The organism is Kitasatospora sp. NPDC004289 (assembly GCF_053602875.1).
Genome location: NZ_JBSGEL010000025.1, coordinates 32,390 through 55,034 on the forward strand (window position 1 = coordinate 32,390; position 22,645 = coordinate 55,034).

Annotated in this window: 19 protein-coding genes; 10 read left to right on the top strand and 9 right to left on the bottom strand. The window is 73.8% G+C overall.

Annotated elements, in window-relative coordinates; all coding sequences use genetic code 11:
- Positions 1 to 7: 7 nt before the first annotated feature.
- Entirely contained in the window at positions 8 to 601 is a 594-nt protein-coding gene (locus tag ACWEPF_RS18685) for a dienelactone hydrolase family protein (protein ID WP_380148917.1), read from the top strand.
- 7 nt (positions 602 to 608) lie between these two features.
- Here ACWEPF_RS18685 and ACWEPF_RS18690 read toward each other — a convergent pair whose 3' ends face one another.
- On the bottom strand, positions 609 to 2,015 hold the full coding sequence (locus ACWEPF_RS18690; protein ID WP_452173454.1) for a DUF2079 domain-containing protein: 1,407 nt from the start codon (positions 2,013 to 2,015) through the stop codon (positions 609 to 611).
- Positions 2,016 to 2,143: 128 nt separating this feature from the next.
- On the opposite strand from ACWEPF_RS18690, the gene ACWEPF_RS18695 reads away from it, so the two are divergent.
- A complete protein-coding gene (locus tag ACWEPF_RS18695; protein WP_452173455.1) occupies positions 2,144 to 2,824 on the top strand; it encodes a winged helix-turn-helix domain-containing protein in 681 nt (226 codons plus the stop codon).
- A complete protein-coding gene (locus tag ACWEPF_RS18700; RefSeq protein ID WP_452173456.1) occupies positions 2,814 to 4,322 on the top strand; it encodes a sensor histidine kinase in 1,509 nt (502 codons plus the stop codon). The genes ACWEPF_RS18695 and ACWEPF_RS18700 overlap by 11 nt, the downstream gene beginning before the upstream one ends.
- Positions 4,323 to 4,341: 19 nt before the next feature.
- Here the strand turns inward: ACWEPF_RS18700 and ACWEPF_RS18705 are convergent, their stop codons facing one another.
- Entirely contained in the window at positions 4,342 to 5,682 is a 1,341-nt protein-coding gene (locus tag ACWEPF_RS18705; RefSeq protein ID WP_452173457.1) for a DUF2252 domain-containing protein, read from the bottom strand.
- A gap of 171 nt (positions 5,683 to 5,853) precedes the next feature.
- Positions 5,854 to 6,855: an asparaginase gene (locus tag ACWEPF_RS18710; protein ID WP_449797387.1), complete on the bottom strand. Its 1,002-nt coding sequence runs from the start codon at positions 6,853 to 6,855 to the stop codon at positions 5,854 to 5,856.
- 191 nt (positions 6,856 to 7,046) lie between these two features.
- Between ACWEPF_RS18710 and ACWEPF_RS18715 the strand changes: the two genes are divergently transcribed.
- A complete protein-coding gene (locus ACWEPF_RS18715) occupies positions 7,047 to 7,502 on the top strand; it encodes an Lrp/AsnC family transcriptional regulator (protein WP_345286413.1) in 456 nt (151 codons plus the stop codon).
- Between the two features lie 25 nt (positions 7,503 to 7,527).
- On the opposite strand, the gene dnaE is transcribed toward ACWEPF_RS18715, so the two are convergent.
- Together dnaE and ACWEPF_RS18725 are read right to left on the bottom strand one after the other, a co-directional pair.
- A complete protein-coding gene (gene dnaE / locus ACWEPF_RS18720) occupies positions 7,528 to 11,088 on the bottom strand; it encodes a DNA polymerase III subunit alpha (protein WP_452173458.1) in 3,561 nt (1,186 codons plus the stop codon).
- A gap of 70 nt (positions 11,089 to 11,158) precedes the next feature.
- Complete coding sequence (locus tag ACWEPF_RS18725) at positions 11,159 to 12,055, bottom strand: LysR family transcriptional regulator (RefSeq protein WP_345286410.1); 897 nt, start codon at positions 12,053 to 12,055, stop codon at positions 11,159 to 11,161.
- 71 nt (positions 12,056 to 12,126) lie between these two features.
- On the opposite strand from ACWEPF_RS18725, the gene ACWEPF_RS18730 reads away from it, so the two are divergent.
- Both ACWEPF_RS18730 and ACWEPF_RS18735 read left to right on the top strand, forming a co-directional pair.
- Positions 12,127 to 12,990: a dihydrodipicolinate synthase family protein gene (locus tag ACWEPF_RS18730; protein ID WP_452173459.1), complete on the top strand. Its 864-nt coding sequence runs from the start codon at positions 12,127 to 12,129 to the stop codon at positions 12,988 to 12,990.
- Between the two features lie 297 nt (positions 12,991 to 13,287).
- A complete protein-coding gene (locus tag ACWEPF_RS18735; protein WP_452173460.1) occupies positions 13,288 to 14,316 on the top strand; it encodes an aspartate-semialdehyde dehydrogenase in 1,029 nt (342 codons plus the stop codon).
- A 27-nt stretch (positions 14,317 to 14,343) separates the two neighbouring features.
- On the opposite strand, the gene ACWEPF_RS18740 is transcribed toward ACWEPF_RS18735, so the two are convergent.
- Entirely contained in the window at positions 14,344 to 15,102 is a 759-nt protein-coding gene (locus ACWEPF_RS18740) for a hypothetical protein (protein ID WP_452173461.1), read from the bottom strand.
- Between the two features lie 262 nt (positions 15,103 to 15,364).
- Between ACWEPF_RS18740 and ACWEPF_RS18745 the strand changes: the two genes are divergently transcribed.
- The 4 genes from ACWEPF_RS18745 (at position 15,365) to ACWEPF_RS18760 (ending at position 19,623) form a co-directional block, all read left to right on the top strand.
- On the top strand, positions 15,365 to 16,537 hold the full coding sequence (locus ACWEPF_RS18745; protein WP_452173462.1) for an NYN domain-containing protein: 1,173 nt from the start codon (positions 15,365 to 15,367) through the stop codon (positions 16,535 to 16,537).
- Between the two features lie 292 nt (positions 16,538 to 16,829).
- Complete coding sequence (locus ACWEPF_RS18750; RefSeq protein ID WP_380148950.1) at positions 16,830 to 17,789, top strand: ABC transporter ATP-binding protein; 960 nt, start codon at positions 16,830 to 16,832, stop codon at positions 17,787 to 17,789.
- A 73-nt stretch (positions 17,790 to 17,862) separates the two neighbouring features.
- The gene (locus ACWEPF_RS18755; protein WP_449797384.1) at positions 17,863 to 18,675 is read left to right on the top strand and encodes an ABC transporter permease; all 813 of its coding nucleotides are present in this window, start codon (positions 17,863 to 17,865) and stop codon (positions 18,673 to 18,675) included.
- Between the two features lie 105 nt (positions 18,676 to 18,780).
- On the top strand, positions 18,781 to 19,623 hold the full coding sequence (locus tag ACWEPF_RS18760; protein ID WP_452173463.1) for a hypothetical protein: 843 nt from the start codon (positions 18,781 to 18,783) through the stop codon (positions 19,621 to 19,623).
- Between the two features lie 97 nt (positions 19,624 to 19,720).
- Here the strand turns inward: ACWEPF_RS18760 and ybaK are convergent, their stop codons facing one another.
- From ybaK to ACWEPF_RS18775, 3 genes are all read right to left on the bottom strand, one after another.
- Positions 19,721 to 20,215 carry a Cys-tRNA(Pro) deacylase gene (gene ybaK, locus ACWEPF_RS18765; protein WP_345286397.1) on the bottom strand — a complete coding sequence of 165 codons (495 nt, stop codon included), beginning with the start codon at positions 20,213 to 20,215 and terminating at the stop codon, positions 19,721 to 19,723.
- A 14-nt stretch (positions 20,216 to 20,229) separates the two neighbouring features.
- Positions 20,230 to 20,958, bottom strand: a complete 729-nt coding sequence (locus tag ACWEPF_RS18770; protein ID WP_449797383.1) for an LON peptidase substrate-binding domain-containing protein — start codon at positions 20,956 to 20,958, stop codon at positions 20,230 to 20,232.
- A gap of 71 nt (positions 20,959 to 21,029) precedes the next feature.
- Positions 21,030 to 22,607 carry an oxidoreductase gene (locus ACWEPF_RS18775; RefSeq protein WP_345286394.1) on the bottom strand — a complete coding sequence of 526 codons (1,578 nt, stop codon included), beginning with the start codon at positions 22,605 to 22,607 and terminating at the stop codon, positions 21,030 to 21,032.
- Between the last annotated feature and the right edge of the window lie 38 nt (positions 22,608 to 22,645).

Below are 22,645 nucleotides of genomic sequence, written 5' to 3' on the forward strand. Positions count from 1 at the left end.
CCCCGTCGTGGCCCAGATCGTCCTGTTCCACTCCGTCTACGGCCTGCGGCCGGCCGTGCACCGGGCCGCCGAGCGGCTCCGGGCCGCCGGGCACGAGGTGCACACCCCCGACTTCTTCGAGGGCCGCACCTTCGAGGACGTCGAGGAGGCCATGGCGTACAAGGAGGAGCTGGGCAGCGAGGAGCTGCTGCGCCGCGCCGTGACGGCCGTCGCCCCGCTGCTCGTCCCGGACGCGCGCCTGGTCTACGCCGGGTACTCGCTCGGCGCCGCGCTCGCGCAGAACCTCGCGCTGGCCGACGAGAAGGCCCTCGGCCTGCTCCTGCTGCACGGCACCTCCGACATCCGCGAGGACGCCGCCACCTCCCTCCCGGTGCAGCTGCACGTCGCCGAGCCGGACGCCTTCGAGCCCGAGGACTGGCTGAACGCCTGGTACCTCAACATGACCAAGGCCGGGGCCGACGTCGAGATCCACCGCTACCGTGGCGCGGGCCACCTCTACACCGACGCCGAGCTGCCCGACTACGACGCCGAGGCCGCCGAGCGGACCTGGGCCGTGGCGCTGGACTTCCTGGCCGAGCTGGACGCCGAGGCCGCGGCCTGACGGACCGTCAGGGCACCCGCTTCCAGACGCTGAAGCCCTCGGCGGAGTAGAGCCGCTCGTACCCGGCGGCCGCGCCCAGCGCGGCCGCCGTCGGGCCCGGCCAGACCGAGGCGTCGTCGGCGACCAGCCACTCGGGGACGGGCCGGCCCGCCGCGAAGGCGCCCGGGGTGAGCAGGTAGACGGTGGTCCGGTCGGTCAGGTGCGGGGCCATGCTGTTGGAGGCGGCGACCACCGCGCCGTCCGGCACCAGGGCCAGCGCCGCGCCGCCGGCCGCCGTCCGCGGCGAGGCGGTCCAGAACGAGGGCGTGCCGGCCCGGGCCAGCAGCAGCGGGCCGAACGGGGCCGTGGTGACGGTGGCCAGGGCCGCGACCGCGAGCAGCGCGGCGGGCAGCACGGTGGCGGTCCGCCGGTGCGCCCGGAGCCGGGACAGGGTGTCCACCAGGGCCAGGAAGACCACCGGCATCAGCACCGCCGAGTAGTGGTGCGAGGTGCCCCAGTAGACCGTGTTCCCCGAGGCGAACCGCCAGGCCAGGGTGGGCAGGGCGACCAGCAGCAGCGGGCTGCGCACCGCCAGCAGGCCGGTCGGCAGCAGCAGCATCAGCACGGTGTTCGCCTTGGTGTCCAGCCCCTGGAACAGCCCGAAGGTGCCGGAGGCGGAGTCCAGGTAGCCGTACCCGCCGCTCGGGCTGAAGGCCGGCAGCACCACCAGCAGCACCAGCGCCATGGCCAGCGGCCCGCCCACGCAGAGCAGCAGCCCGGCCCGCAGGTGACGGCGGATCAGCAGCACGCCGATCGCCGCCACGGTGAGCCCCATGTCCTCCTTCACCAGCAGCAGTGCCGCCCCCCACCAGGCGCAGGCGGTCCACCGCCCGTCCAGCCAGGCGGCCAGCGAGAGCGCCAACAGCGGCACGGCGAAGGCGACTTCGTGGAAGTCGAAGCCGATCAGCGACTGCAGCCCCCAGGCACCGGCGTAGGCCACCCCGAGGGCCGGGGCGCCCCGGAGGCCCCTCCGGGCCGCGCAGCCGGTCACCACACCGGCGGAGAGCGCCACCAGCGCGGCCTGCGCCACCAGCAGCAGCTCCACCCGCGGCACCAGCGCGTACAGCGGGCCGAGCAGCGCCAGCACCGGGTGGAAGTGGTCGCCGAGCAGCGGAAACGCCGTCAGGCCCGGTGCGCCCTCGCTGCGCAGCTCCGAGGCCGGCCACTGCCCGGCCGCGTAGTGGCGCACCGCCTGGCCGAAGATGCCCAGGTCGTACCCGGTGGTCTCGAAGCGGGCGTGCAGCCGCAGCGCCACCGCCGCGTACACCGCGAAGACCCCGGCCCCGACCGCCCACGGGCCGGCGTTCCGCCGTCGGCGCGGTGGGGCCGGCCTCGTCGGCGCGGTGGTGGGGGCGGGGGCGGTGGCCGTCGTCATCGGGGCGCTCTCCGGTGGTTCGGGTGCGGTCGGGAGGCCCCGAGGCTCACACCGCGCCGCTGAAGCCCCGCTGAAGGACCCTGAAGAGCGCTTCAGGGAGCCCCGCCGACGGTGTGGATACTGAGCGGATGCGCTTGCTGGTGATCGAGGACGAGGTACGGCTGGCCGAGGCCCTGCGCCGGGGCCTGACCGCGGCCGGGTACGCCGTGGACGTGGAGCACGACGGGCGGGACGGCCTCTGGGCCGCGTCCGAGCGCCCGTACGCGGCGATCGTGCTCGACGTGATGCTGCCCGGCCTGAACGGCTACCGGGTCTGCGACCGCCTGCGCCGGGCCGGAGTGGAGACCCCGATCCTGATGCTCACCGCCAAGAACGGCGAGTACGACGAGGCCGAGGCGCTGGACACCGGCGCCGACGACTACCTGGCCAAGCCCTTCTCCTACGTGGTGCTGGAGGCCCGGCTGCGCGCCCTGCTGCGCCGGGGCGGCGCGGCCAAGGGCCGGACGGTGCTGCGGGTCGACGACCTCTGGCTCGACCCGGCGGCGCGGACCTGCGGCCGGGGCGAGGAGCGGATCGAGCTGACGGCCAAGGAGTTCGCGGTGCTGGAGTGCCTGGCGCAGCGGGTGGACGAGGTGGTCCCGAAGATCGAGGTGGTCGACCAGGTCTGGGACGCCAACTACGAGGGGGACCTCAACATCGTGGAGGTGTACGTGAGTTCGCTGCGCAGGAAGATCGACGCACCGTTCGACCGGGAGACCATCACCACCGTGCGCGGGGTCGGCTACCGGCTGGTCGGCCGTGCGGCGTAGCGCGGCGGCCTGGGCCCGGGGGCACCGGGAGGTGGTCGCCGCACTGGCCACCGGGGCGGCGGCGGCCGGGTTCGTGCTGCTGGCGGTGGCCCCGACGGCCCTCAAGGGCGACCTGCGGCCGCCGGAGGGCATGGCGGAACTGCGCGCCGTGAACCACTTCGACCCGCTGCTCGGACCGCTCGGCCTGCCCGGGCCGCTGCTGATGGGCGCCCTGGTCGCGGGGGTGGCCTGGGTCGCCGCCCGCTGGGCGGCCCCGGCGCGCGGCCCGCAGGCCGCCCTGCTGTCCGGGGCCGCGGCCGCCCTGCTGCTCTGGGGTGACCTCCGCTGGCTGACCGCCTACGACTCGCTCTACCCGTTCGTGGTCGAGGCGGTGGCCGAGTGGGGACCGCGGGCCGCCGCTCCGCAGTTCGGCGTGGTGGTCGCCCTGGTGACGCGCTTCGCCCTGGCACCGCTCGGCCGGGACGCGCCGATGCGGGCCCGCTCGGCGATGCTCGCCGCGGCCGCCGCCATGGTGCCGATGGCCGTCGTCTCGCCGGTGCTGTGGAACCTGGACCTCCAGTTCACGGGCGTCGGGTACGAGACCTTCAGGATCTACTGGATGGCGGAGGTCGGGATGCCCACCATCGCCCTGGTGGTGGGTACCACGGCCTGGCTGACCGCGGGCCGGGCGCTGCGCCCGGTGGAGGCGATCCGGCGCGGGCTCGCCGAGCTGAGCGTCCGTTCGCTGGACCGGCGGGTGCCGGTGCCGCGCAGCGGGGACGAGCTGACCAAGCTGGCGGTCACCACCAACGAGATCCTGGACCGGCTGGAGCACTCGGCGGAGCTGCAGCGCCGGTTCGTCGGCGACGCCTCGCACGAGCTGCGCAGCCCGATCGCCAACCTCCGCGCCTCGCTGGAGGGTTCGCTCGCCCACCCGGCCGGGGTGCACTGGCCGCAGGTGGTGCGGGAGGCGGTCGGCGACATCGAGCGGCTGCAGCGGCTCACCGACGACCTGCTGCTGCTCAACCGCCTGGACAGCGGCCCCGGCGCGCCGGCGGGTCGGTCGGCGGGCGGGCCGGTGGACCTGACCGGGCTCGTGCTGGACCTGGTCGAGGAGTACCGGCACCTGCCCCGCGCCGCCCGCCTGCGGATCAGCTCGGAGATCGACGGGCGGGCCGAAGTGGTCGGCAGCGCCGTGCAGTTGGAGCGGCTGATGCGCAACCTGGTGGACAACGCCTGCCGCCACGCGGACCGCGCCGTCGCCGTCCGGCTGGCGGTCGAGGACGGCGCGGTCCGGCTGGAGGTGCGGGACGACGGACCCGGCATCCCGGAGGCGGACCGGGAGCGGGTCTTCGAGCGCTTCACCCGGCTCGACGACGCCCGCACCCGGGCGGTGGGTGGCTCGGGCCTCGGGCTGCCGATCGCCCGTGAGATCGCCACCGGCCACGGCGGCACCCTCGTGGTGGCCCCGGGTGAGGGCGGCGCGGTGCTCACCGTCCTTCTCCCGTCCGGGAGTTGATCCGCGAGGGGGCCGCTGCTCAGCCCAGGCCGGGGATCCGGCCGTTGCGGAACAGGTCGACGAAGATCTGGTGGTCCAGCCGGGCCCGGTCCCCGTAGGCGTGGGCGAACTCCACCAGCATGTCGGCGAAGGCCTCGCCCCGGCCGCCGATCGCGGCGTCGATGGCGTGCTCGGTGGAGAACGGCACCAGCCCGTGGCCGCTGGAGGAGACGTCGGCCGCCGCGTGCATCCCGGCGGTGGCCCGGCCCAGGTGGGTCACCACGTCGAGCAGGTCGGCAGCCTCGGTGAGGTCGCTCCAGTCCAGGTCCGAGGAGTACGGGGAGACCTCGGCGACCAGCATCCCCTGGCCCCGGAAGGTGGTCCAGCCCAGCCACGGGTCGCTGTGCGCCTGGAGCGCCCGCTGCGAGATGACGGTGCGGTGGCCCTCGTGGGTGAAGAACTCCCGGATCGCCGGGTCCGTCACGTGGCGCGAGACGGCCGGGGTCTGACCCTGCTTCAGGTAGATGATCACGTCGTTCTCGAGGGCGTCGGTGTGGCCCTCCAGCAGCACGTTGTACGAGGGCAGCCCGGCGCTGCCGATGCCGATGCCCCGGCGCCCCACCACGTCCTTCACCCGCAGCGCCTCCGGCCTGGTCCGGGTGGCCGGCGGCAGGGTGGCCAGGTACTGCTCGAAGGCGGCCAGCACCTCGCCCTCGGTCTCCTCGTTCAGCGGGATGGTGCCGCCGCCGGAGCGGAACCGGCGCTCGTAGCCGTCGATCACGGTGTCCTGCTCCAGCAGCGCCACCCGGGTCTGCAGCCGGGCCCGGCGCAGCGTCTCCAGCAGCGGGCCCTCGGCCGTGTCCAGGGTGTACGCCTCGGCCTGGTCGCCGGCGGCCAGCGCGCCGATCCGCGCCCGGTAGGCGTCGGCGAAGGCGCGCACCAGCTCGGAGATGGTCCGGTCGGAGAGCGCCTTGGCGTAGCCGAGCAGCGCCAGGCTGGCGGCGAGCCGCTGCACGTCCCAGGTGAAGGCGCCGACGTAGGCCTCGTCGAAGTCGTTGACGTTGAAGACCAGCCGGCCCTCGGAGTTGAGGTAGGTGCCGAAGTTCTCCGCGTGCAGGTCGCCGTGGATCCAGACCCGGCTGGTCCGGGCGTCCAGGAACGGCGTGCCGTAGGCCTCGAACGGAGCCGTCGTCAGGTCGGCGTAGTAAAGCCCGGCGGTGCCCCGGTAGAAGGCGAAGGCGGAGGCGGCCATCTTGCGGAACTTCACCCGGAACGCCGCCGGGTCCTCGGCCAGCAGCCGGCCGAAGGCGGTGTCGAACACCCGCAGGATGGTCTCGGCCCGCTCGGGTTCGCGCTGGGCGGCGTTCTGCTGCTGCGGCATGGCTCTCGGTGTCCTCTGCGGTGCGTCGCCTGGTCCTGATCGGGATGACGCCACAGTATGCGGACGGGTTCCCACGCGTCGGCCCCCGGCGGGTGACCGGGGGCCGACGTGGGGGTGAACGGGGGCGCGCCGTGGCGCCCGCACAGTGCCTGCACAGCGCCTGCGCAGCGCCTACGCGGCGGCGAGCACCGGTGTGTCGGCGGCCAGCGCCTGCCGCAGCAGCGCCGTGCGGCCCTGCGGTCCGTCCGCGCCGAGCACGGCCGACAGGACGGCGATCCGGGCCTGACCGGCCCGCAGGGTGCCGGTCGGCACCGCGCCGGCGGCGACCAGGTCCACCGCGCCGCCGTGGGTGTAGATCTCGGCCACCGGGCCGGACTCCACCCGGGTGGTCAGCGCCACCAGCACGCCCGCCGCGGTGGCCTCGGCGACCGCCTCGACGAACTCGGGGGTGGCGTTGCCCGCACCGGTGGCGACCAGCACCACGCCCTGCGCGCCGGCCGCCAGCGCGGCCCGGAACAGCACCGGGTCGGCGTCCGAGTGGTGCATCACCAGGTCGATCCGGGGGGAGCTCGCCGGCAGCTCCGGCACCGCCAGCGGGGCGGGACGCCCGGGCTGACGGAGGATCACCGCGCTGCCGAAGCCGACGTCGCCCACCCGGTGGCCGGAGGGGTCGGCGAACGCGTCCGGCGCCAGGGTCCGCACCTTCACGGTGCCCCGGGCCGCGTGCACCTTGCCGTCGAAGGCCACCAGCACGCCCAGGCCGCGCACCGTGGCGGCGGTCAGCAGCGCGTCGTACAGGTTCCCCGGGCCGTCGCCGTCGGCCGTGCCCATCGGCAGCTGCGCGCCGGTGAACACCACCGGGCGCGGGTCGTCGTGGTGCAGGTCGAGCAGGAAGGCCGACTCCTCCAGGGTGTCGGTGCCGTGGGTGACCACGATGCCGTCCACGCCCGGGTCGGCCAGCACCTCGTGCACGGTGCGCAGCAGGGTCAGCTGGTGACGGGTGGTCAGCCGGGGGCTGTTCACGCTGAACAGGTCGACGACCTCGACCTCCACGCCCTCGGGCACGGCGGCGGTCTCCATGACCTCCGCGCCGTCCGCGTCGGCCGCGTACCCCGCTCCCTGCCAGCGGCTGGCGATGGTGCCACCGGTGCTGATCACGACGATCCGTGCCATGGCTGCCTCCTGGGCTTGGGTGCGCGGCGGGAAATGGGGAGCAGCCCGGACCCTGGCTGTTCGCCTGGGCCGGGCTGCCGTGTCGGTCTCCGCTGTGGCGGAACGCTCATCGCAAGAATAGGCGAATCGCCGCGCAATCGGATCGCCAATTCTTGCCCGACCTGACGCACCACGGGGCATAGGATTGCGCCATGGACCGCATCGATCGTGACATCTTGCGCGAGCTCCAGCGCGACGGCCGGCTCAGCAACCAGGAGCTGGCCCAGCGGGTCGGCCTCACCCCCTCGCCCTGCCTGCGCCGGGTCCGCCAGCTGGAGGAGGACGGGGTGATCGAGGGCTACCGCGCCGTGGTCAACCCGGAGGCGGTGGGCCGGGGCTTCGAGGTGCTGGTCTCGGTCGAGGTCCGCCGCGAGCGGGAGGCGGTCGAGGCCTTCGAGGCCGCCCTCCAGGACATCCCCGACGTGATCGAGGCCTACCGCCTGTTCGGCAGCCCCGGCTGCCTGCTCCGGATCGCGGTCGCCGACCTCAAGTCCTACGAGCGCCTGTGGATCGAGAAGCTCACCACCCTGGTCGGCGTCACCGAGGTCAACTCCCAGATCATCATGAAGCGCGTCAAGGCCCCGACCGGCCTGCCGGTGTCCGGCTGACCGATCGGGGCCTAGGGGGCTGCCGCTACAGCGCGTTGCTCCAGGCGGAGGGGCCGAGGAGGGTCTTGACCTCGGAGGCGAAGGCGCCGTTGTCGGGGTTGACCAGGAAGCCGAGCTCGAAGAGCGTGTTCTTCTCGCGCGAGGTGGTGAGCAGGCGGACCGGGACGTCGCCGGGGTGGGCGCGCAGGGCGCTCTTGAACTCGGAGACCATCTCGGGGTTGACCCGGTTGGACGGGACGGTGATCAGGATCGGCGGCTTGCCGCCGTGCTCGGCGGAGGAGACGTCCAGGGTGGCGATCTCCTGGCCGAAGACGCTGAGCGCGCCGTCGCGTTCGTTGAGCCGGCCGCGGATCGAGATCACGTTGTCCTCGACCATCTGCTCCGACATCAGGTTGTAGGCGGCCGGGAAGAACAGCACCTCGACCGAGCCGTCACGGTCGGCCAGGGTGATGATCGCCCAGGCGTTGCCCGCCTTGTTGATCCGGCGGTCGACGGCGGTGATCAGGCCGGCGAGGCGGACCTCGCCCTCGGAGCGGCCGGAGCCGAGCAGTTCGGCGATCGAGACGTCGCGGTTGCGGGCCAGGATGTGCTCGGCGCCGTCCAGCGGGTGGCTGGAGACGTAGAGGCCGAGCATCTCCCGCTCCAGCGAGAGGAGTTGCTTGCGCGGCCACTCCTTCTCGGTGAGCTCGAAGTCCAGCCCGATGGTCGGGATGTCCTCGCCGGTGTCCATCGCGCCGAACAGGTCGTCCTGGCCGATCGCCTGCTGCTTCTTGACGCCGGTGACGGCGTCGATCGCGTTCTCGTGCACCGAGTTGAGCGAGAGCCGGGTGTGCCCGAGCGAGTCGAAGCCGCCGGCCTTGATCAGGGAGTCGACGGTGCGCTTGTTGCAGACCACCAGCTCGACCTTGTCGAGGAAGTCCGCGAAGGAGGCGTACTTCCCCTTCTCCTTGCGGGTGTTGACGAGCGATTCGATGACCGGGACGCCGACGTTGCGGACGGCCTTGAGGCCGAAGCGGACGTCGGTGCCGACGGCGGTGAAGTCGACCACCGACTCGTTGACGTCGGGAGAGAGGATCTTGATGCCCATCGCCCGGCACTCGGCCAGGTAGACGGCCATCTTGTCCTTGTCGTCCGCGACCGAGGTCAGCAGGGCGGCCATGTACTCGGCGGGGTAGTTCGCCTTGAGGTAGGCCGTCTGGTACGAGACCAGGCCGTACGCGGCGGAGTGCGATTTGTTGAACGCGTAGCCGGCGAACGGGACCAGCACGTCCCAGACCGCCTGGATCGCCTCATCCGAGTAGCCGCGCTCCTTGCAGCCCGCGTGGAAGGGGACGAACTCCTTCTCCAGGACCTCCTTCTTCTTCTTGCCCATCGCGCGGCGGAGCAGGTCGGCCTGTCCGAGGCTGTAGCCGGCCAGCACCTGGGCGGCTCGCTGCACCTGCTCCTGGTAGACGATCAGGCCGTAGGTGGGGCCGAGGACCTCCTTGAGCGGCTCCTCCAGCTCCGGGTGGATCGGCAGGATCTCCTGCTGCGCGTTCTTGCGGAGCGCGTAGTTGGTGTGCGAGTTCATGCCCATCGGGCCCGGGCGGTACAGCGCCGAGACGGCGGAGATGTCGGCGAACTCGGTGGGCTTCATCAGCCGCAGCAGGGCGCGCATGGGGCCGCCGTCGAGCTGGAACACGCCGAGCGTGTCGCCGCGGGCCAGCATCTGGTAGGTCGTCGGGTCGTCGATCGGGATCTTCTCGATGTCGACGTCCGCGCCCCGGTTGGACTTGATGATCTTGAGGCAGTGGTCGATGATGCCCAGGTTCCGCAGACCCAGGAAGTCCATCTTGATCAGGCCCATGGCTTCGCACGACGGGTAGTCGAAGCCGGTGATGATCACGCCGTCCTTGTCCCGCTTGTGCAGCGGGATCAGTTCCAGCAGTGGCGTGGAGGAGAGGATGACCGCCGCGGCGTGCACGCCGGTGCCGCGGATCAGGCCCTCGATGCCCAGGCCGGTGTCGATGATCTTCTTCACGTCCGGCTCGTTGCCGTACATGTTCCGGATCTCGGTGCCCTCGTTGTAGCGAGGGTGCTTCTCGTTGAACAGGTCGGCGAGCGGGACGCCCTTGCCCATCACGTCCGGCGGCATCGCCTTGGTGATCCGGTCGCCCATCGCGAACGGGTAGCCCAGGATGCGGTTGGCGTCCTTCACGGCCGCCTTGGCCTTGATGGTGCCGAAGGTGTTCACCTGGGCGGTGTACGCCTCGCCGTACTTGTCGGTGACGTAGCGCACCATCTGGTCGCGCTGGCGGTCGTCGAAGTCGATGTCGACGTCCGGGGGGTTGATGCGCTCGGGGTTCAGGAAGCGCTCGAACAGCAGGTCGTGCTCCAGCGGGTCCAGCTGGGTGATGCCGGTGAGGTACGCCACCATCGAGCCGGCCGCCGAACCACGGCCGGGGCCGACCGAGATCCCGTTGTCCCGGCCGTACTGGCAGATGTCGGCGACCACGAGGAAGTACGCGTCGAAGCCCATCGGGGAGATGACGCCCATCTCCAGCTCGATCCGGTCCAGCACCTCCTGGCTCGGGCTGTCCCCGTACCGGTGCTGCACGCCCTCGGCGATCTTCTTGCGCAGGTACGAGGCCTGGGTCTCGCCCTCCGGCACGTCGAACTGCGGCATCCGGTCGACGTAGTTGAAGACCTCGTCGTACGCCTCGATCCGGGAGGCGATCTCCAGGGTGTTGCGGCACGCCTCGGGGAGCTCGCGGAAGAGCTCCTGCATCTCGTCGGCGGTCTTGATGTAGTAGCCGGTGCCCTGGAACTTGAAGCGGTTCGGGTCGTCCTTGTTCTTGCCCACGCCGACGCAGAGCAGCGAGTCGTGGGCGTCGGCCTGATCGGCCGTCACGTAGTGCGAGTCGTTGGTGGCCAGCAGCGGGATGTCCAGCTGCTTGGCGAGGCGTAGCAGGCCGTCCCGGACGTCGCGCTCGATGGACAGGTCGTGGTCCATCAGCTCCAGGAAGTAGTTCTCCCGGCCGAAGATCTGCTGGTAGGCGTCGGCGGCCTTGACGGCCTCCTCGTACTGGCCGAGCCGCAGACGGGTCTGCACCTCGCCGGAGGGGCAGCCGGTGGTGGCGATGATCCCGGCGGCGTTCGCGGCGATCAGCTCGCGGTCCATCCGGGGCTTCATGTAGTAGCCCTCCATCGACGCGAGGGAGGAGAGCTTGAAGAGGTTCCGCAGACCGGTGGCGTTCTGCGCCCACATGGTCATGTGGGTGTAGCGGCCGCCGCCGGAGACGTCCTTGCCGCCCTCGCCGTCCGCGCTCACCTCGCGCTTGCCGCCCGGGGCCCAGAAGACCGGCTTCTTCTCGAAGCGGGAGCCGGGGGCGACGTACGCCTCGATGCCGATGATCGGGGTGACGCCGTCGAACTTCTTCGAGGTCTGGAAGAACTCGTACGCGCCGAACATGTTGCCGTGGTCGCTCATCGCGATCGCGGGCATGCCCTGCTTGGCCACCTCGCCGAACAGCTTCCCGTTCTTCGCAGCTCCGTCGAGCATCGAGTACTCGGTGTGGACATGCAGGTGAACAAAGCTGTCGGCCACGGTGGGACGGCTCCTCAGGCTAGACGGAAGACCCCACCCTAGCGCGGTCCGCAGACGGTCGCGGTCACCGTCACGGAGCGTCTTCGGACGGTCCGCGAAGGTCCTCCGGGAGGGCCTCGCGGACCGCCGAGACGAAGGCCGCGACGGCCGGATGGCGGCCCGCGCCGGCCCGGAAGGCGGTCCTGGTGCGGCGGGCCATCGGCAGCCTGGTGAGCTGGACGCCGGGGGGTGCGGGGGAGGCCCCGAGGTGCGGGACGAGGGCCACGCCCTGGCCCACCGCGACCAGTGCGAGCACCGTCGCGAAGTCGTCGATCTGGTGCGCGATCAGCGGGGTGAAGCCGGAGGCCTGGCAGGCCCGGACCACCATGGTGTGGCAGAGCGTGCCGTGCGGGGAGACGATCCAGCGGCTCTCCCGGTGGTCCGCGACCGCCCCCGGTGCGGGGGCGGCCAGGTACATCGGCTCGGTGAACAGCGGCTCGGCCGCCAGCCCCGGCTCCGGATCGGCCGGCACGAAGTCGTACTCGTGCACCAGGGCCACGTCCAGCTCCCCGGCCCGCAGCATCGCCGCGACCAGCGCCGGGTCGACCTCCGTCACCATCGGGACCAGCCCCGGGTGCTCGCGGGCCAGCGCGGCGAGCGCGCCCGGGATGATCGCCCGGGCCGCCGACGGGTAGGTCCCGATCCGCAGCGGGCCCGCCAACCCCCGCCGGGCGTCGGCCAGTTCGGCCGAGGCCTGCTCCAGCCGCTCCAGCACCGCCTCGGCGTGCCGGACCAGGTTGAGCCCGGCCGGGGTGAGGGCCACCCGGCGGCCGGTGCGCTCCAGCAGCGGCACGCCCGCCTCCCGCTCCAGCACCGAGAGCTGCTGGGAGACCGCCGAGGCGCTGAAGGCCAGCGATTCGGCGACGGCGGCGATGGTGCCGCGGTGGGCCAGTTCACGGAGCAGCCGGAGGCGGCGGACGTCGAGCACAGGCTGAGCTTACGCAAAGCCTCGGAAATCAGAACTGGACCTGACGAGCCGTCGGGGGAGAGGCTCGGAGCATGGAACTCCACGGCATCCACGTCCCGCTGATCACCCCGTTCGAGGCCGACGGCACCCTCGCCCTGGACGCCCTCGACGGGCTGGCCCGCGAGGCGCTCGCCGAGGGCGCGGCCGGACTGGTCGCGCTCGGCACCACCGCCGAGGTGGCCACCCTCGACGAGGACGAGAAGCGGGCCGTGGTCGAGGTCTGCGCCAAGGCGGCCCGCGACCACGGCGCGGTGCTCACCGTGGGCACCGGCGGCAACGACACCCGCCGCACGGTGGCCGCGCTCGGCGAGCTGGCCGGGGTGGCCGACGCCGCGCTGGTCACCGTCCCGGCCTTCACCCGGCCCGGCGCGGCGGGCGCGCTGGCGCACTTCGAGGCGCTGGCGGCCGGCAGCCCGGTGCCGCTGATCGTCTATCACATCCCCTACCGCACCGGGCAGGCGCTGGACGCGGAGGCGCTGCGCCGGATCGGCGCGCTGGAGGGCGTGGCCGGGGTCAAGTACGCCGCGGGCGGCATCGACGGCGAGACCGTCGCGCTCCTCGCCGACCTGCCGCCCGGCTTCGCGGTGCTGGCCGGGGACGACCCCTTCCTGCTGCCGCTGCTCGCGATGGGCGCCACCGGCGGCATCCTGGCCTCGGCCCACCTGGCCACCGGCTCCTTCGTGGAGCTCACCGCCACCGGCGACCGCGCCCTCGGCCTGCGGCTGGCCCGCCTCTCAGCAGCCTGCTTCGCCGAGCCCAACCCGACCGTCATCAAGGGCGTGCTGCACGCCCGGGGCCGCATCCCCACCCCGGACGTGCGGCTCCCGCTGCTCCCGGCCGGGCCGGAGTCGGTGGCCGCCGCCCTGGCCGCCCTGGAGGCCGTCGGAGACCGCTGAGGCCTCGCGGAGTGCGTCCGTCGGGGCGCGAGGCCCTGTCGGCCGCCCGCGCCCGCCGCCTGACGGTCCGTGAGCCGACCCGGTATCGGATTTTCGCCCGGACGGATTCTTCCAGCACCGCAGCCCGCCCACCGGCGAATCCGGGGTGCCCGGTCACCGTGGCCGCCGGTTTTCCGCCGCCGCGCCCCGGGGCCCCGCCCACCCAGTGGAATGCGGTCCCACCCCACCCGTCCGACCAGGCATGATGGGCGGAGTGTGCGGACTTCTGATCGAGCACAACACAGGAGGAGTAACCCGATGAGGATCGGCATCGTTGGTGCCACCGGCCAGGTCGGTGGAGTCGTTCGCGGCATTCTGGCGGAGCGCAAGTTCCCGGTGACGGAGCTGCGCCTGTTCGCCTCGTCCCGTTCGGCCGGCAAGACGCTGCCGTGGCAGGACGGCGAGGTCACCGTCGAGGACGCCGAGACCGCCGACTACTCCGGTCTGGACATCGTGATCTTCTCGGCCGGCGGGTCCACCTCCAAGGCGCTGGCCCCCAAGGTCGCCGCCGCCGGCGCCGTGGTGATCGACAACTCCTCGGCCTGGCGCCGCGACCCCGAGGTCCCGCTGGTGGTCTCCGAGGTCAACCCGGACGCGATCGCGAACCGCCCCAAGGGCATCATCGCCAACCCGAACTGCACCACCATGGCCGCCATGCCGGTGCTGCGCCCGCTGCACGACGAGGCCGGCCTCGCCGCGCTGGTAGCCACCACCTACCAGGCCGTCTCCGGCTCCGGCCTGGCCGGCGTCGCCGAGCTGCACCGCCAGGCCTGCGAGATCGCCGAGCAGGCCGACCAGCTGGCCTTCGACGGCGAGGCCGTGAAGGCCAGCAACCCGGGCGTCTACCAGCGCCCGATCGCCTTCAACGTGGTGCCGCTCGCGGGCAACCTGGTGGACGACGGCTCCTTCGAGACCGACGAGGAGCAGAAGCTCCGCCACGAGTCCCGCAAGATCCTCGGCATCCCGGAGCTCAAGGTCTCCGGCACCTGCGTCCGGGTCCCGGTCTTCTCGGGCCACTCGCTCCAGGTGAACGCCCGCTTCGACTCCCCGATCAGTGTCGAGCGCGCCTACGAGCTGCTCGCCGAGGCCCCGGGCGTGGAGCTCTCCGAGATCCCCACCCCGCTCCAGGCCGCCGGCAAGGACCCGTCCTACGTCGGCCGGATCCGGGTGGACGAGACGGTGGAGAACGGCCTCGCGCTGTTCCTCTCCAACGACAACCTGCGCAAGGGCGCGGCGCTGAACGCGGTCCAGATCGCCGAGCTGGTGGCCGCCGAGCTCCAGGCCTGACGCTCCCTCAGCCCCCCGTGGTGCCGGTCAGCCGACGCTGACCGGCACCACGCGCGAGAGCGCCTCGCCGACCCACGCGTCGCCGGGGTAGTACCACTGGAAGGCCCCGGACTCCGCCGCCGGGACGGTCGCCCCCACCGTCCCGTCCGCCTGCGCGTAGGCCTCCGCGACGGTGGTCCAGACGTCGCTCCAGGCCGCCCGGAACTGGAGGCGGACGAGCCCGCCCGGGTAGGCGTGGTACCGCTGGTCCTGCCAGGAGGCCCGCTCCAGCCGGCCGGTGACCCTCAGCTCCTCGCCGGGCGCGGCCCGCCCGGTGACCCCGCCGAGGTCCAGCCGGGTCGCCTGCTTGATCGAGAAGCCGCCGGCGGTCTGGTTCACGTACCGGTCCCCGTCCCGGGCCCGCACCTTGAGGTCGACGAACCAGGTGCCGGCCTCGTCGTCGAAGATCTCCCGCCGCGTCGGACGGACCGTCACCGTCCCCCGGCAGGTCGTGGCCGTGCCCTCCGCCGCGCACTCCAGCGGGCTGACCCCGAGCACCCCGTAGCGCGGCCCCCAGACCCCGATCGGGCCGACCGAGGCGATCCCCGAGCCGTCACGGGCCGTCAGCACCAGCGGCACCGTGGCCCCTTCGGCGGTGCCGAGCACGATCGGCCGTCCGTCGTTGACCGAGACCGAGGTGACCGCCGTGTCGCCGCGCGAGGCGTCCACGCCGACCTTCGGGGCCAGCAGGACGGCCCCCGCCGCCAGGGCCGTCACCAGGTACAGCACGACTCTGGTCTTCCGCATGATCGTTCCAGTATGACCGGCGCCGCCCTGGCCGCCGGTGAAGCGGCGGGTGGCGCGCCACGCGGCCCGACCGGGGCGTCATCGGTGCGTGTGCGCGCGGGTGCGCTCGCGCGGGCGCCCGGCGAGGCGGAACGGTTCGCCGGGCGATCGGGGGGTAAAGAGTGCCCACCGGCGGTGCGAGCCCGACCGCCGGCCCGCTGCCGGAGCGGGCCCCCACAGCCTCCACCACGCCCGGCGGCCTTCCGGAGGGAAGTGGTGCGGAGTGGACCGCTGCGTCGTCCTGGTGGACGCCGGGTACCTGCTGGGTGCGACGGCCAACCTGCTCACCGGCCAGCCGAGCCGGGCCCGGCTGACGGTCGATCACGCCGCGCTGGCCGCCGCGCTGGCGGAGCGGGCCGAGGCCGAGACCGGGCTGCCGCTGCTGCGGATCTACTGGTTCGACGCCGCGCCGGACCGCCGCTCGCTGCCCGAGCACCGCCGGCTGCGCAGCCTGCCCCGGGTCACCGTCCGGCTCGGCGCACTGACCCGGGCCGAGGGGCGCTGGGTGCAGAAGGGCGTGGACGCCGCGATGCACGCCGAGCTCACCGAGCTCGCCCACAACCGGGCCTGCGCCGACCTGGTGCTGCTCAGCGGCGACGGCGACCTGCTGCCCGGGATGGTCTGCGCCAAGGAGCACGGCGTGGTGGTGCACCTGTGGGCGGTGCAGCCGGTGGAGCACGACTTCAACCAGTCCGAGGACCTGGTCGCCGAGGCCGACGAACGGCAGGTGCTGGACCGGGCCTTCGTCGAGCGCTGGGCCCAGCCGCGCGAACTCCAGACCTCGCTCCCGCTGGCGGCGGCGGGACCGGCCCGGGTGGGCCCGGCCCCGGCCGTTCCCGACGGGGCGTCACCTCCTGCCGGCCCGGAGCCGGAGCCTGAGACGCCCGCCGCCGTGGCGCTGCCCCGGCCGACGGGGCTGCGGGTGGTCCCGACCCCGCGTGACCTGGCCGTGCGGCCGGGCCCCGGCACGCCGCCCGCCCTGGTGCTCCGCTGGTCCTCGGACCGGCTCGGCGCGGCCCCCGTGCCCGTCCCCGCCCCCGTCCCGGCCGGCCCGCCCACCCTGGCCGAGCTCACCCGCCCCGAGCAGCGCTGGGCCGACCGCGAGGAGGACTCCACCGAGGCCCCGGCCGACGCCCAGGCGGTCGGCCGCCGCTTCGCCCTCCGCTGGCTCTCCCGGCTGGGCACGGAGACCGTGCTCACCCGCCTCTGGGCCGACCACCCGCGCATCCCGCACCGGCTGGACGCCGAACTGCTCCGCTACGCCGCCCGCTTCGGCCTGCTCGCCGCCCATGACGACCAGATCGACGAGGAGCACCGCTACGCCATCCGGGCCGGGTTCTGGGACGCCTTCGCCGAGGCGGTGCCCCGCCCCGGCCTGGCGGTCGCCCAGGAGTGACGGTGGGTCCGGCCTCCACGATCGGCGGCACCCGGCCGGCGTCCACGATCGGCGGCACCCGGCCGGCGTCCACGGTCGGCGGCACCCGGCCGGACGTGCGCGGACCGTTCGTCCTCGGGCCGGTACGGCGGCCCGGCGGCGGTTCGGGTGCGGTGCCCCGGCGGACCTGACGGAGTCGTATGGGGCCCCTTGTCCGGTTGGTCCGGGGCAGCGCGTAGAGTCTTCGTCCGTGAGCGACACCGACCGGCGGGCACCACGGCCCACGCCGCAAGGCGCACTCGGCGGTTCCGGCCTGGCGGCCGGGCAGTGCTGCACCGTCCGGGACCTTGCCAAGAGCTACCGCAGCAGGGCGGGCGAGATCCGGGCCAACGACGGGATCTCGCTCGACGTGCGACGCGGCGAGGTGTTCGGGCTGCTCGGCCCGAACGGCGCCGGCAAGTCCACCCTGGTGCGCCAGCTCACCGGGCTGCTCCGCCCCGACCGCGGCTCGATCGAGATCCTCGGCCACGACGTCGTGCGCCACCCCGAACGGGCCGCCCGGCTGCTCGGCTACCTGGGCCAGGAGTCCACCGCCCTGGACGAGCTGACGGTGGCCCTGGCCGCCGAGACCACCGGACGCCTGCGCGGCCTGAGCCGGGCCGAGGCCCGGAGCGAGACCGCCGCGGTGCTGGCCGAGCTCGGGCTGGAGGGCATCGCCGCCCGCCCGCTGGCCAAGCTGTCGGGCGGTCAGCGTCGGCTGGCCTGCTTCGCCGCCGTGCTGGTGGGGGAGCGGCCGCTGCTGGTGCTGGACGAGCCCACCAGCGGGATGGACCCGGTGGCCCGCCGCGCGGTCTGGTCGGCCGTCGACCGCCGCCGCGCCGAGCGCGGCACCACGGTGCTGCTGGTGACCCACAACGTGATCGAGGCCGAGACCGTGCTCGACCGGGTCGCGGTGGTGGACGAGGGCCGGATCATCGCCTGCGACACGCCCGGCGGCCTCAAGGCCCTGGTGGACGGCGACGTCCGGCTGGACCTGGTCTGGCGGACCGAGGCCCCGATGGACGTGCCCGCCGTCGCCGAGCTGGCCGCCCGGGCCGCCCGCACCGGCCGCCGCTGGACCGTCCGCACCACCCCCGACGAGGCCCGCGAACTGGTCGCCGCCGTCACCACCGGCCCCGCCTTCGCCGCCCTGGACGACTTCACCCTGGCCACCCCGAGCCTGGAGGACGCCTACCTCAAGCTCGGCGGCCGGCACGAGGGGCTGGCCCGGTGAGCCGGCTCCGCGCGGACCTGACGGCCTGTGACCACCTGACGACCCGTGACCACCGCCCCGGAGGGCAGCCCCGGTGACCGTGCTCGACGTACCCCTGACGGTGGCGGCCGGGCCCGTCGCGGCCGAGGCCCCGCTGGCCCCGGCCGCCCGACTGCTGCCCTCGATGGCCGCGGTCTACCGGGCGCAGCTCGCCCGGGCCAAGGTGGCGCGGATCCCGCTGCTGTTCGTGGCCACCTTCCAGTCGCTCGGCATCCTGCTGATGATGCGCGGCGTGGTCGGGCCGGAGGAGGTCGAGGCCGCCCGTTCGGTGGTGGCCGGGTCCAGCGTGCTGGTGGTCGCCTTCGTGGCGCTCAACCTGCTGGCCCAGTACTTCGGCAAGCTCCGGGCCACCGGCGGCCTGGACCACTACGCCACCCTCCCGGTCCGGCCGGCCGCGGTGGTGCTGGGTGCGGCGGCCGCGTACGCCTCGTTCACCGTGCCGGGCGCGCTGGTCACGGCCGGGGTCGGGGCCTGGATGTTCTCGCTGCCGATGGGGCACCTGTGGGTGCTGCTCGCGGTCGTCCCGCTGGCGGGCGCGGCGCTGGCCGGGATCGGCGCGGCCTGCGGGCTGCTGGCGCCCCGTCAGGAGCTGGCCACCCTGCTGGGCCAGCTCGGCATGTCGGCGGCGCTGCTGCTCGGCGTCCTCCCGGTGGACCAACTGCCCGGGCCGGTCCTGCTGCTGCGCGACCTGCTGCCGTCCACGTACGGGGTCGAGGCCTTCGCCCGCAGTTTCGCGGCCGCACCGGACTGGGCCGCCGTGCTCCGTGACCTGACGGTGTGCGGGGCGGTCGGCCTCGTCTCGCTGGCCGTCGCGACGTGGGCCTACCGCCGGGCCGCCACCCGCTGACACTCCGTCGGGGGCGTCCTGCGGACCCGCCGGGCGTTCACCGGGGGTTGGGCCCGGCTTCGGGTTGGGCGTCCGTCCGTCGGCACGACGTGAAACGATGGGCCGGTGACCGTACCGAACACCCCTGCGGATTCCGCTCCCGAGCCGCCGCCCCAGCCCCAGCAGCAGTACCAGCCGTACCCCGTCCAGCCCGACCCGTACCTGCCGCCGCCGCCCCCCGCCCGGGAACGGCGCCCGCTCGGGCCGGAGCTGAAGGTCGGTGCGGTCATCACGGCGGCCGGTGTGGTGCTCGGCGCGGTCATGGGCGCCCTCTGGCTCTGGCTGGCCCCCCGGGTGATGCTGGTCGCCGGCAGCGACGCGATCCGCTACGTCGACCCCGAGGGCGAGCAGCGGGCCGGTGCCGACGGCACCTTCGCCCTGCTGGGCCTCGGCGCGGGCGTGCTCTGCGCCCTGGTCGCCTTCGTCCTGACGCGGGCCCGGGGAGGCGGCATCGCCGTCGCGGCCGGGCTGGCGGCGGGCGGCCTGGGCGGCTCGGTCATCGCCTGGCAGCTCGGCACCCGGCTGGGCCCCTCCACCGACGTGGTCGCCAACGCCAAGAAGGCCGGGCTGGGCGTGCGGTTCAGCGCCGCCCTGGAGCTCGGCGCGCACGGCGCCCTGCTGGTCTGGCCGATGGCCGCGATGATCCTGCTGCTCGCCCTCTCGGCCGCCTTCGGCAAACGCGAGCCCGACCCGTCCCCGTACTGGGCGGGCCCCGACTGGCCCGGCCCGAACTGGCCGCAGCCCGACTCCCGGCCCCAGCCGCAGTGGGGCGCCGCCCCGCAGCCGGGCGGTCAGCCCGCCACCGACCCCTGGGCCGCCCCGCAGCCCCCGGCCCCGCAGCCCCCGGCCCCGCCCGCCGACGGCCCGGTACCGCCGCCCGCCCCGGGCGGCCCCGACCCCGCTCGCTGACGGGGGCTCAGCCCCGTCCGGTCACAACGGCCCCGGTCCCGCGATCAGCGGGCCCGGGGCCGACGGGTTCCGTCCACCGTCACCGCCCGGCGAACCGTCAGCGGCCGATCCGGGCCACTCCCGCCCGGGTCAGCGCGACCAGGTCCGCCGGGGCCAGCTCGACCTCCAGGCCCCGCCGCCCGGCCGAGACGTACACCGTCGGGTGCTCCAGCGCACTCGCGTCCACCACCGTCGGCAGCGCCTTCCGCTGCCCCAGCGGCGAGATTCCGCCGAGCACGTACCCGCTGCTCCGCTCGGCCGCCGCCGGGTCGGCCATCGCCGCCCGCTTGCCGCCGACCGCCCCGGCCAGCGCCTTGAGGTCGAGCTGCCCGGAGACCGGCACCACTCCGACGGTCAGCTTCCCGTCCACCTCGGCCACCAGCGTCTTGAACACCCGCCCGGCCTCGATCCCGAGCAGCTCCGCCGCCTCCCCGCCGTACGAGGCGGCCGCCGGGTCGTGCTGGTACGCGTGGACGGTGAACTCCACGCCCGCCGCCTCCAGGGCCACCGTCGCCGGAGTGCCGCCCCCGCCGCTCTGCTTCTTCTTCGCCACGACCTGCCGCTCCCTCAGTTCGGGCTGAAGCTCTGCCGGGTCAGGTCCACCCCCGGCACCGACGGCAGCCAGGAGATCACCGCCGTCTCCCGCCGCAGCAGCTCCAGCTCCTTGGTCAGCCGCTCCTCGGTGTCCGGGCAGGCCAGCAACTCCTGCTTCACCGGGGTCGGCAGCACGGCCGCCGCCGCGACCAGGTACGACAGCACCTGCGGATCGTTCGGCAGCTCGGACTGCCCGGTCAGGCTGACCTCCTTGGCGCCCGCCAGCTTCTGCTGGTACGCGCGGAACGCCCGCTCCACCCCGGAGGCCAGCGCCCCGGCGCCGTCGCCCGTCCTCTCCTCGATCGGCTCGATCTCACCGACCAGGTAAGGGCCCGTCACGTCCACCGAGCGCAGCCAGAACCGGGTCGTCCCGGTCACCAGCAGCTCGTACTGCCCGTCCGGCTGCTCCTGCACCGAGGCCACGTCCGCCACGCACCCGATGTGGTGCAGCGCCTCCAGCGGATCCCCGGTCACCGTCCCCAGCCCGTCCAACGGCCCGGCCGGCCCTTCGTTCTCCCGTACCGGCGCCACCTCGCGCCCGTCCTTGATCGCCAGCACCCCGAACCGCCGCGGCTCCTCCTCCGGCCGCGCCACCAGATCGGCCACCAGCCGCCGGTACCGCTCCTCGAAGACGTGCAGCGGCAGCACCAACCCGGGGTACAGCACCGTGTTGAGCGGAAAGATCGGCAGGCGTTCGGTCACGGCGCACAGCGTAGTTCAGCCGCGCCCGCCCCCGTCTCCGATTACCCGTCAGCACGGCACGGCCCGCACGGTCACCCCCGCTGGAGCATCCGCGTCGCGCCCGCGACCACGGTGGTGGCGAGGACCCAGCCGGAGAGGACCAGGGCGGCGGCGACGAACTGGCCGGTGCGGTCGGGGTTCCAGGTGTCGGGGGCGAGGTTGATGAGGGGGATGACCTTGGAGAGGGAGTAGAGGTAGGGGTTCCAGGTGGCCTTCTCGTCGGCCTTGAGGGGGGCCGGTTCGTGGGTGGCGAACCAGGCGGCGCCGAGGGCCCAGGCGAGGGCGAGCCAGAGGGCGGCCCGGCCGGGGCGGTAGCCGTAGCCGACGGTGGCGTCCTGGAGGCGGCCCCAGAGGCGGCTGAGGATGGGAAGGGTGCTGCGGCGGCGGCGGTGCTTGGCGTAGAGGACCTCGCGGGCGTCCTCGTCCCGGCCGTCCCGGCGCAGCGCGGCGGCGAGCTGCTCGTAGGGCTCGGGCTGGTACTCGCCGAGCGCGCCCTCCAGCCAGGCGATCCGCTGCTCGACGCTGAACGGACGGTCGGGGCGCAGGGATTCGTAGGTGAAGCCGTTGAGGCCGACGTGGCCGTCCTGCGGCCAGCTGGCGGGGTTGTCGACCAGGTTGCCGATCCGGGCGCGGGAGAGCGAGACCTTGCCGGTGGGCGGGGTGTGGCAGGTGAAGCGCAGTTCCGGGGTCTGGATGCGGCGCAGCGAGAGCTCCTGACCCTCCGTCAGGTGGAACTCGGCGTGGGTGATCAGCAGCGCGTTCTCGAACCGGCCGTCGACCAGCCGGACCCCGCCGAAGCAGCGCAGCGGGGTGGAGGGGGAGTCGACCGGGACGGGGGCGCCGTAGCCGTCGCCGTAGATGGAGTGGGAGTCGGCCCAGCCGCCGTCCAGCGAGCCGCCGAGGTACATGGTGTTGCCGACCGCGATGTGGGCCAGGTTGAGGCAGTAGCGGCCGGGCACGGCGTGCAGCTGGGCGCCGCGGAAGGAGAGCCGGCCGCCGATGTGGGCGGTGCGCAGGGAGACCTCGCCGTGCACGAAGGCCCGCTCGATCTCGCAGTCCTGCTGGACCTTGAGGCCGTCGGCGGCCAGCGCGCGGCCGAACTTGTCGCCGCCGATGGTGGCCTGGTTGAGCAGCAGGTCGGTGCCGATCTTGGCGTCGGTCAGCCGGATGCCCTGCGGGAAGACGCAGCGGGCCAGGTGCAGGTCGCCCTCGGTGGCCAGCCGGGAGGCCTCCAGCCGGGGTATCAGACAGCGGATCAGACGGAGTGTGCTCGCCTGTGCCTCGGAGATCAGCACCTTCTTCTCGAAGCGGCAGTCGTGCAGTTCGACGTAGTGGTCGATCCGGGCCCCGGCGAGGCGCAGCGCGCCGGTGACGTAGGCGCCGCTGAGCTTGATCGAGGCGACCCGGCCGGAGGCGGCCGGCGGTCCGTCGAGCAGCAGGGTGGCCAGTACCTCGGCCCGTACATGGCGGCTCTCGGGCCACTCGGCGGTGCTGAGGACACTGTCCTCGCCGTCCTCGCGCCAGCTGCGCAGGTCGTACAGCTCCCCGTGCCGGAAGGCCTCCCAGAGCCCCCGCTCGACGGCCGTCCAGTCCTCCGGCGGTCGCTCCACCGCTGCCTCCCCCGTGATCTTCGTCTGTCTCGCCCTTC